Source organism: Inquilinus limosus MP06 (genome assembly GCF_000767795.1).
GTDB classification, from domain to species: domain Bacteria; phylum Pseudomonadota; class Alphaproteobacteria; order DSM-16000; family Inquilinaceae; genus Inquilinus; species Inquilinus limosus_E.
This window is the reverse complement of sequence record NZ_JANX01000214.1, coordinates 1-9,397: the sequence shown is the minus strand read 5'-3', so window position 1 is coordinate 9,397 and position 9,397 is coordinate 1. Positions and strand designations below refer to the sequence as shown.

The following is a 9,397-nucleotide window of genomic DNA, read 5'->3' as shown; positions in this document are numbered from 1 at the left end:
ACCATCGCTTCCCAGTCGACCGCCTCCGATCCCTCCGCCGAGCGCTGCTTGTTGGCGTCCGCCTTGTTCAGGCTGGCATCGGTGGCAAAGCCGTTGCCCCCGACCAGCCCGGCTTCAATGCAGCGCCGCACCGTCGTCTCGAACAACTCGCGTCCTCCTCTGCCCACGAGGACTGAATCAGGACTTCACGCCACCAGCAATGGCGACTTTTTCAACACAATCCGCCATAAGCGGCCGTCGAGGCGGCACCTTGGAGCCGACAGGGCCCGGCTGGGCGAAGACCGGCGAATTGTAAGGATGCGTGCGGCGCAGCTGTGAGCCGCCGGCCCGCCCACGAAGCTTAAAGATCCCCGGAGCGGGCCGGCGTCGGGCGCCGGTTGTCGATGACGTGCGCCCAGTGGCATACAATCCTATTCAGCCGCGGATGTCATCAGTCCAAGCGGCCTGCCAGGCCACAACGGGCCATAGCGGCCGCCGCGCCGACAGCTCCGAAGCGGACATCCTCGGCCAAATCCCGGCTCGACCCTTGCGAACGTCGATGAAGTGGGTATCGTCGCTGCGGCCTTAGCCAAGCCGGGAGAGTTGGACTTGGCGAGGCGAAAAGCCGGGGCGCAGTAATGCGCAGCAGGACCTCTCCCGTCCGCCCGGCACCATACTCCGCCTCCCGTTCCCTATCGATTGACCCGGCCGAAGGGCGCCATATCCAGTAATCGCGTCGGCGCCGCGACATCAGCCATTGATGCGAACATCCAGCACACCCCGCTCTTTCCCAATCAGCCCCGGCTCAGAGCACTCCTGAAAGCGGCCAAGGCAACCGGCTCGACAGAGCGGACATGGTCCCATGTGGCTCGCCGGCCGCCAAATCGACCACGTGCGCTGTCGGGCAGGCGATGGAACAACCGGTCAGTGGCGTCAGTGCGAACCCAGAATGATGCTGCACAGATCTCCGCGCCGGAAGCTCGGGTCCTTGAACGCGAGGATGTCTTCGTTGAAGGTGCCGAACGTGCTGCCGGGCCGATGCTTCATACCCTGATAGAACGCCTCGATCATCTCGTGCTTGAAATCGCTGCCGCGGGGATAGGCCGCAATCACCGCCTCGCGCTGCTCGGCCGTCAGGTCGTGATATCCGCGGCCGACGACGTCCATCGCCGCGCCCGCCTGCACCAGGGCAATCTCCGGATGCATGTGCTCAGGGATGCCCGGAGTGGTGTGGAGGGCGACGGCGGCCCAGACCCTTTCGACTTCGGCTTCGCGGATGCCATGGCCGCGCAGGAACTCGCGGGCATCGTTCGCACCGTCCACTTCGAACCGAAGCTGGCTGTCCCGATATCGCGCGGTCAGGCCGATATCGTGGAACATGGCTGCGACGTAGAGCAGCTCCGGGTCGAACGCCAGGCCCTTCCGCTTCCCGGCCAGGGCACCCCAGAAATAGACCCGGGTGGAATGGTGGAACAGCAGGTCGCTCTCGGTGTCGCGAACCAGCTGTGTCACGTGGCGCGCCATTCTGCTGTCGGGAATCCCGACGCCGGCAATCGGATTCGATATCGCCACTTCGTCCTCCATTGGTGGGGCCGCCGATGTGTGATCGCGGCAGCTGCTTCCGCCGGTGATCGTGGCGGAAAGATGCGCAGCTCCCCTTTGCCGAAACAGGACCAAGACCCGCGTTTCCGACTGCACCACGGGGCGGCGGCCCCGCCCGCCCCTGCGGGCGTGGCCGGCTTGTCAGGTGAAGCGGTCGATGACCTCACGGAGCCGGCCGCATGCCCTATCGAGCTGCCGCTGCGGCGCCGTTGCGATGCCCAGCACCAGTCCGGATCGTGCGGAGGCCGGCGAGGCATACCAGAGCGACAACGGGACGGGCGCCAGGCCGAAAGCCTGCGCTTCCTTGGCGATGGCCAGGTCCGGCGCGCTGTCCGGAAGCCACAGCAGTGCGGCCAGCCCGGCGGTGGTGACGCCATCGGCGCGCGGCTGCAGGCATTTCAGCAACGCGTCCCGCTGGGCGGAGTAGACGCGCTTGGTGCGGCGGAGATGGCGCATGTAGTGCCCTTCCCGCATGAACGCCGCGGTCGCGAGCTGCAGCGACGGCCCCGGCGCCGGGGCGAGGCAGGCGGCGGCCTCGGCAAACCGGGACGCCAGCGCCGGCGGGGCGACGAGAAAGCCCAGGCGCAGCGTCGGGCTGAGGGTCTTGCTGAAGGAGCCGATGTGGATGACCCGCCCGGCGCGGTCGAGCGAGGCAAGCGCCGGCGTGGCCCGCCCCTTCAGCTGCAGCTCGCTCAGATAATCGTCCTCAATCACCCAGGCGTCCGCCCGGGCGGCCCAGTCGAGGAGGCGCAGGCGCCTGGCCAGCGACAGCGTCGACCCGAGCGGCGCCTGCTGCCCCGGGGTCACGACCGCCACCGCCGCGTCCGGGGCGTGCCGCAGGCCGTGGTCGACATCGATGCCGTCGTCATCGACCGGGACCGGCACGAGCGACAACCGCGCGAGCTCCAGGCCCCGCCGGGTGAAGAAGAAGCCGGGATCCTCCATCCAGGCCTTCCGTCCTTCGACGCCGAGCACGCGGAGCGCCAGACCGAGGCCGCCGCCGAAGCCGCCGGTGACAATGATCTGGGAGGGCGAGCACTCGACCCCGCGCGCGATGGCGAGGTAGGCGGCGATTTCCCGACGCAGCTCCAGCTCTCCCCGCGGATCGGGATACATGGCCGGGGCGCCCGACTCCGCGCGGACGGCATGGGCGCGGATCCGGGCGAAGAGCTTGGAGGGAAAGGTCGACTGGGCCGGCACGCCCATCTGGAAGACCGCCGGTCCGGCGGTGAGCTCCCGGTACATCTCCATGAACGACCCAGGGTCGGGCGGCGCGTCCTGGCGGACGGCAAGGGGCGGCCGCTCCGCCACATGGGTTCCGGCGGCGCGGGAAGCGACGATCAACTGGGCGGCGGACAGCTTCTCATAGGCCGACCGCACCGTGCCCCGCGCCACGCCGAGCTGCGCCGCGAGGTCGATCCAGGAGGGCAGGCGCGCCCCGGGCGCCAGCGCGCCGTTCTCGATCGCGACGCTGACGCCCTTGCGGATCTGCTCGGCCAGCGGCGTCTTGGCAGAGCGGTCGAGGTCCAGCGGGAGGAGCTTGGTCATGTCCCGTGGTACACGACTTTTGTCGGTTCCTGGTGCTTATCTTTGAACCATCGAACGGTCAATTAGGCGGTCGAAGGAGAAACGACCGCCATGATCATCAAGTTTGTCATCGCCGCTGCCTGCATCGCCATCGCGACACCGGCTGCGGCCCACGATCCGGGCGAGACCGTCACGCCGAATTTCGAGCATGCGATCCCCAACATTCCGGGCAAGTCGCTGATCGCCGTCCTCGTCGACTATCCGCCGGGCGCGGCTTCGTCTCCGCACACCCATGCGAAATCGGCGTTCATCTACGCCTATGTCGTCTCGGGCGCGATCGAATCGCAGGTGAACGACGGGCCCAAACGGGTCTACCACGCCGGAGAGAGCTTCTACGAGGCGCCCGGATCCCGCCATTCCGTCAGCCGGAATGCGAGCGCCACCGAGCCCGCAAGGCTGCTGGCGGTGTTCGTCGTCGATTCCGACGACAAGGCCCTGACCACCCCCGTCAACTGACCCATCTCCCTAGGCGGCGATCCCGTGAGCATCGCCGCGCACCGCCAAGGATCATCCGATGACATCCACCGCTTCCCCCGCATCACTGCCCCGCACCATCAAGGCCGCGCGGGTCCACCGCTTCGGCCCGCCGGAGGCGATCGTCCTTGAGGACGTCGAGCGGCCCGAGCCGGGCGAAGGCGAAGTGCTGATCCGCGTCGCCGCGGCCGGGGTCGGCCCCTGGGACGCTTGGATCCGGGCCGGCAGGAGCGTCTTGCCGCAGCCTTTGCCGCTGACCCTCGGCTCGGATCTCTCCGGCACCGTCGCGGCGATCGGCCCCGGCGTCACCGGCTTTACCCCGGGTGACGAGGTGTTCGGCGTGACCAATGCCCGCTTCACGGACGCCTATGCCGAATACGCGATCGCCACGGCCGGCATGATCGCCCGCAAGCCTGCCCGGATCGACCATGTCGACACCGCCTCCCTGCCAGTGGTGGCGGTCACCGCCTGGCAGGCGCTGTTCGGGCAAGCACAGATCGGCCGGGGCCAGACCGTGCTCATCCTCGGCGGCGCCGGCAATGTCGGTGCCTATGCGGTGCAGATCGCCCACCGCGCCGGGGCCCGGGTGATCGCCACCGCCAGCGCTGGCGACCTCGACTATGTCCGCAGCCTGGGCGCCGACGAGGCGGTGGACCGCAATGAGCGCCTCGAGGACCGGGCCGGGCCGGTCGACGCCGTGGTCGACCTCGTCGGCGGCGAAGCGCAGGCCGGATCCTTCGCGGTGCTCAAGCGCGGCGGCGTTCTGGTCTCGGCTGTGTCGGAGCCGGATCAGGCGGAAGCAGCGCGTCGCGGCGTGAAGGCAGGCTTCTTCCTGGTGCAGGTGAACACCGCGGATCTGGAACGGATTGCCGCCATGGTTGAGGCCGGGGAACTGGTCACCCGGATCGGTACGGTCCTGCCGCTGGCCGAGGCTCGGACCGCGCATGAGATGCTGGACGGCGCCCGGCCGCATCCCTCTGGCAAGATCGTCCTGCGCATCGGCTCATAAGCAGCGGGAGCAAACCCGCGATCGGTGCGGCCGCGGTGCGCCGATATCGTTGAAAAAGTCGGGGCGCCATTTCCGCGCGCAACAAAGAGTCCGAAAACTCATGCCTGCGCGCCAAATGATGCAGGATGGCGATCCCAGCCGGCAGCAAACTTGCTCGATTTTGCGCCCCAAGTGGTCATTGGGGACTTTTTCAACGATATCCGCCACATGCGGCCATGCCGTCGGCGCCCCGATAGGAACATCGACCAAACCGGCCGTGGTCGACCCGTTGCCACCGCCTGACCCGGCTGCGTCGCGCCAATAGGAGACCTCGCTCATACACGGTGCCGGCCAGCTTCGATGTCCACAAAGGGGACAGGGCAGATGCTCGAAGGCTGATGGTGCGGCGGCAGCACCGAGCCGAGTGTGATCGAGGCGCGTCTCTTGCGGCAGACCGCAAATGGCGAAGTGGGCGGCGCCTACTGTTACAGCGCCAGCCGGGTTGGCCCGCCCCTCCAACGATGAAGGCGTGGTCGGGCGTGCCACATGTGCTATTCCTGTGCCGGCCCCGGTACTCGAGGCCAGCTTAGCTTTCCGTCTATGAGTGCCGCAGAATGCCGAAAACCCCGCCTTTTTGGGGCGGGGACACAACCCACCGCGTTCGAGTGCGCTGTGAATAACCCCGACCTCACCCGGTAAATGCTTCCTTCGCAAAGGCGAGCGTGCCCCGAGCGAACTCAGTTGACGCGGTACCGCTCGACCATGTCCCAGTCGAGACTCAGGCCGAAGCCCGGCCCCTGCGGGATCGGGATGATTCCGTCGACCGGGCTCGGCCGATTGGCGATCAGGCCCGCCCAGATCGGGTCTCGCGCGGGCTCGAAGCATTCGGCGCAGACGCCGTTCGGGATCGCCGCGATCATCTGCATCGCGATCTGCGCCTCCTCATGATGGCCGACGCGGACCCCGTGCAGGGCGCACAGCGCCGCGGCGCGCCGCCAGTCGGTGATGCCGCCGGCCTCGGAGGCATCGAAATTCACGATGTCGACGGCCTCCGCCGCGACCAGGCGGCGGACCCCGGCGCTGGTCACCTCGCTCTGCCCGGCATCGATCGGGATCGAGGTCCGGCGCCGCACCTCGGCCATGCTGCGGGCATCGTCGTACCAGTGGCAGGGTTCCTCGAACCACGCGATGTCATATGTCTCGATCAGCCGGGCAAAGCGGACGGCGTCGTCGACCGACCAGCCGCGGTTGGCGTCGACCGCGATCCAGAAATCGTCGCCGGCGCCCTTGCGCGCCGCCGCCACCCGCTCGGCGTCACGCTCGGGGCTCAGCCCGCCGACCTTGACCTTGCAGCCGGCCAGCCCCGCCAGCCGCAGCCGCTCCATCTCCCGGCCGAGATCGGCGAGGGTCTTGCCCTCCTCGTAGTAGCCGCCGATGCAGATGATCGGAATCTCCTGCCGGTAGCCGCCGAGCAGCCGGCAGACATTGACGCCGGTGGCCTTGCCCATCAGGTCCCAGATCGCGCTGTCGATGCAGGCGATCGCCTCCATCACCAGCTTCCGGTCGCGGTTCCACTCGGCGACGGCGAACATCTTCTGCCAGACCCGTTCGACGGCGAAGATGTCCTCCCCGACGACCAGGGGCGTCAACTCCTTCTCGATGATGTCGACGACGGCGCGCATGTGGTCGCGGTTGTCGCCGTTGTAGACCTCGCTGACCAAGCCGTCATCGGTCGCCATCCGGGTGATGATCGTGCACCGCTTGGTGACGTTGTAGCGGCTGCCGCCGAAGTTGCGGGCGAGCGGGATCTCGACGGCCACGACCGTCACATCGGTGATCTTCGTCATGATAACCTCGGAGCAGGGATCTCGGGATTGCGGCCTAGTCACCCTTGTTGGCACCGTCGGTCAGGCCGACGACCAGCTTGCGCTGGACCAGCAGGTAGAACAGGACGACCGGAATGGTGACGAGCACGGCGCCGGCGAGCAGCATCCCCCAGGAATAGAGATTGTCCTGCCCGATCCAGGTGGCGAGGCCGAGCGGCAGGGTCTTGTTCTCCTCGGAGGAGATGAAGACCAGGGCGAACAGGAACTCGTTCCAGGCGTGGTTGAAGCTGAAGACGCCGACCGAGACGATGCCCGGCAGGGCGAGCGGCAGGGTGACGCGGCGCATCGCCTGGAACCGGCTGCAGCCGTCGATCATCGCGCTCTCCTCGAGGCTGGTCGGGATCGCGTTGAAGTAGGACCGCATGAACCAGAGCGCGAGCGGCAGAGTGAAGGCGGTGTTGGCGACGATCAGCGAGATCAGCGTGTCGGCCAGCCCGAGCTGCACCACGTAGATGTACAGCGGCAGCACGATCAGGACTTCCGGCAGCATGTAGCAGACCAGCGTCGCGCTGGAGAAGGCGGCGATGCCGAAGAAGCGGAAGCGGCTGAGGCTGTACGCCCCGAGGCCGCCGATCACCAGCGACAGGCCGGTGGCGCCGAAGGCGACGATCAGGCTGTTCACGAAATAGGAGGGGAAGTCAGTCTGGACGAACAGGTCGCGGTAGTTCTGCAGCGTCCAGACCTGGGGCAGGACGGTCGGCGGCGTGGCGTAGAGCTCGCTGCCCGGCTTGAACGAGCAGATCACCATCCAGAACAGCGGGAAGCCGACGACGGCGACCGCGGCGGCGGCGAGCAGGTACAGCATGATCCGTGAGAAGAGGTGATGCACATCCGCCATCTCGTGATGGCGGCGCGGCTCCTCGCGCCCTTGGGAAAACGACGCGGCGGTCATTGGCGGGCCTCCGCGCGCTTGATCAGCAGGAAGTAGACCGCCGTCAGCAGGCCGAGGATCGCGCAGGTCAGGATCGCGACCGCGGCAGCGCGGCCGAGCTCGAAGTCGGAGAATGCCTTGAGATAGACGAGGACCGGCAGCGTCGTGGTGGAATCGAGCGGGCCGCCGCCGGTCATCAGATAGATGATGTCGAACTTCTGGAACGACCAGATCGTCCGCAGCAGCGCCGTCAGCAGGAAGACCGGCAGCAGATGCGGCAGCGTGATCCGCCAGAACTGCTGGAACTCCCCTGCCCCGTCGAGCCGGGCCGCCTCGTACTGCTCCTGCGGGATCGCCTGCAGGATGCCGAGCAGCGCCAGCACCACGAAGGGGAAGAACTTCCACACGCCGACGATGATGACCGACAGCATCGCCAGCGACGTGCTGTTCAGCCAGAGCAGCGGGCCGCTGGCCAGGCCGATGCCGACCAGCGCCGCGTTGATGATGCCGACGATGTCGTGGAGCATGTAGCGCCAGGTGAGGACGGCGACGACGCTCGGCACCAGGTAGGGCGCCAGGATCACCGCGCGCGTCAGCCCCCTCAGCTGGAAGCTGCGGTTCAGCAGCAGGGCGAGGCCCAGGCCGATCAGCATCTCGAGCGTGACGCTGCCGAAAACCCAGATGAAGGTGTTGACCAGCGCCGAGTGGAAGGCCGGATCGGTGAGCGCCCAGGCGAAATTCTCGAGCCCGACGAACGGGCCGGAGGTCGCCCCCATGTCGATGTCCTGCATCGCCATGAAGAACACCGTCACCATCGGCACGCCGGCCAGAAGGACCAGGAGGAAGGCGCTCGGCGCGAGGGTGAGATAGGCGAGCGCGCGGTCGCCCGCCAGGGCGGCACGGGTCTCAGCCATGGACCACCATCCTCGGCGCGGTGCCGGCGGCGATCGCCTTGCCGCCCGCGGCCTCGAAGCGCCGGAGATGGGTGCTGGGGACGGCGAAGGACATCGCCGTGTCGAGATCCTGTGGGCAGGCAATGCTGGCGGGGATGCGGGCGATCACCGCCGTTTCCGGCACGGTGCCGGAGACACGGCCGTAGAGCAGACGGTCGCCGCCGAGATACTCCGCGCGCTCCGCCACGAAGGTGAAGCGCGCCAGGTCGGCGCCACGGGCGTAGTGCGCCTCCGGCAGGAATTCCTCCGGCCGGAAGCCGAGGATCACGGGGCCATCCGCGACGAGGTTCATCGGCGGCGACCCCATGAAGGTGGCGACGAACGTGTCGGCGGGGTTGAGGTAGATCTCCTCCGGCGTCCCGACCTGGCGGATGCTGCCGCCCTGCATCACCACGATGCGGTCGCCCAGCCCCATCGCCTCCACCTGGTCATGGGTGACGTAGATCGAGGTCACGCCCACCCGCTCCTGGAACCGACGCAACTCGTCGCGCGAGGAGTGGCGCAGCTTCGCGTCCAGGTTGGACAGCGGCTCGTCCAGCAGGAAGACGTCTGTGTCGCGGACCAGCGACCGCGCCAGCGCGGTGCGCTGCCGTTCGCCGCCCGACATCTGCCGCGGCTTGCGCTTCAGCAGCTTTTCGAGCCCGACCAGCCCGGCCGCCCAGCGCACCTTCTGGTCGACCACCTTCGCCGGCAGGCGGCGGATGCGCAGCGGGAAGGCGATGTTCTCATAGGCGGTCAGATGCGGATACAGCGCGTAGTTCTGGAACACCATGGCGACGTTCCGGTCCTTCGGCTGCAGCCGCGTGGCGACGCGCCCGCCGATGACGATGTCGCCCCGGGTCGGCAGCTCCAGCCCGGCGATCATCCGCAGGAGCGTGCTCTTGCCGCAGCCGGACGGGCCGAGCAGGACCAGGAACTCGCCGTCCTCGACCGTCAGGCTGACGTCGGAGACCGCGGTGTGGTCCGCGAAGGCCTTCGTGACGTTGCGGATCTCAACTCTTGCCATGCCGCCCTCCCCTGCTCTCCGCCTCTCCGTCCGGGCCGACGGCCGCCGTCG

The 9,397-nt window shown here is 67.9% G+C and carries 8 protein-coding genes and 1 pseudogene; 2 read left to right on the top strand and 7 right to left on the bottom strand.

Translation table 11 applies throughout. From position 1 onward, the window contains the following. The 3 genes and pseudogenes from P409_RS38030 to pdxR all read right to left on the bottom strand — a co-directional run. Window positions 1-152 (bottom strand): annotated as a pseudogene (locus P409_RS38030) (IS5/IS1182 family transposase); the annotation flags it as partial. Window positions 153-912: 760 nt separating this feature from the next. Next, entirely contained in the window at window positions 913-1,563 is a 651-nt protein-coding gene (locus tag P409_RS17220; protein WP_034840011.1) for an HD domain-containing protein, read from the bottom strand. 159 nt (window positions 1,564-1,722) lie between these two features. Then, window positions 1,723-3,129, bottom strand: a complete 1,407-nt coding sequence (pdxR, locus tag P409_RS17215) for a MocR-like pyridoxine biosynthesis transcription factor PdxR (RefSeq protein WP_034840007.1) — start codon at window positions 3,127-3,129, stop codon at window positions 1,723-1,725. Window positions 3,130-3,219: 90 nt separating this feature from the next. On the opposite strand from pdxR, the gene P409_RS17210 reads away from it, so the two are divergent. Both P409_RS17210 and P409_RS17205 read left to right on the top strand, forming a co-directional pair. Further along, on the top strand, window positions 3,220-3,624 hold the full coding sequence (locus tag P409_RS17210) for a cupin domain-containing protein (RefSeq protein WP_034840002.1): 405 nt from the start codon (window positions 3,220-3,222) through the stop codon (window positions 3,622-3,624). A gap of 58 nt (window positions 3,625-3,682) precedes the next feature. Further along, window positions 3,683-4,651 (top strand): NADP-dependent oxidoreductase, encoded by a 969-nt coding sequence (locus tag P409_RS17205; protein ID WP_081991581.1) that lies wholly within the window; start codon window positions 3,683-3,685, stop codon window positions 4,649-4,651. A 716-nt stretch (window positions 4,652-5,367) separates the two neighbouring features. Here P409_RS17205 and P409_RS17200 read toward each other — a convergent pair. From P409_RS17200 to P409_RS17185, 4 genes are read right to left on the bottom strand one after another with little or no spacing between them, the layout of a single operon-like run. Beyond that, a complete protein-coding gene (locus P409_RS17200; protein ID WP_034839999.1) occupies window positions 5,368-6,477 on the bottom strand; it encodes a mandelate racemase/muconate lactonizing enzyme family protein in 1,110 nt (369 codons plus the stop codon). Window positions 6,478-6,511: 34 nt separating this feature from the next. Continuing rightward, entirely contained in the window at window positions 6,512-7,408 is an 897-nt protein-coding gene (locus P409_RS17195) for a carbohydrate ABC transporter permease (protein ID WP_081991580.1), read from the bottom strand. After that, a complete protein-coding gene (locus tag P409_RS17190) occupies window positions 7,405-8,301 on the bottom strand; it encodes a carbohydrate ABC transporter permease (RefSeq protein ID WP_052120815.1) in 897 nt (298 codons plus the stop codon). The genes P409_RS17195 and P409_RS17190 overlap by 4 nt, the downstream gene beginning before the upstream one ends. Further along, window positions 8,294-9,346 carry an ABC transporter ATP-binding protein gene (locus tag P409_RS17185; protein ID WP_034839989.1) on the bottom strand — a complete coding sequence of 351 codons (1,053 nt, stop codon included), beginning with the start codon at window positions 9,344-9,346 and terminating at the stop codon, window positions 8,294-8,296. The genes P409_RS17190 and P409_RS17185 overlap by 8 nt, the downstream gene beginning before the upstream one ends. Between the last annotated feature and the right edge of the window lie 51 nt (window positions 9,347-9,397).

Coding starts and splice junctions, on each gene's coding strand:
- P409_RS17210 (WP_034840002.1), top strand. CDS start 3,220: ATGATCATCAAGTTTGTCATCGCCGCTGCCTGCATCGCCATCGCGACA.
- P409_RS17205 (WP_081991581.1), top strand. CDS start 3,683: ATGACATCCACCGCTTCCCCCGCATCACTGCCCCGCACCATCAAGGCC.
- P409_RS17220 (WP_034840011.1), bottom strand. CDS start 1,563: ATGGAGGACGAAGTGGCGATATCGAATCCGATTGCCGGCGTCGGGATT.
- P409_RS17185 (WP_034839989.1), bottom strand. CDS start 9,346: ATGGCAAGAGTTGAGATCCGCAACGTCACGAAGGCCTTCGCGGACCAC.
- P409_RS17200 (WP_034839999.1), bottom strand. CDS start 6,477: ATGACGAAGATCACCGATGTGACGGTCGTGGCCGTCGAGATCCCGCTC.
- pdxR (WP_034840007.1), bottom strand. CDS start 3,129: ATGACCAAGCTCCTCCCGCTGGACCTCGACCGCTCTGCCAAGACGCCG.
- P409_RS17190 (WP_052120815.1), bottom strand. CDS start 8,301: ATGGCTGAGACCCGTGCCGCCCTGGCGGGCGACCGCGCGCTCGCCTAT.
- P409_RS17195 (WP_081991580.1), bottom strand. CDS start 7,408: ATGACCGCCGCGTCGTTTTCCCAAGGGCGCGAGGAGCCGCGCCGCCAT.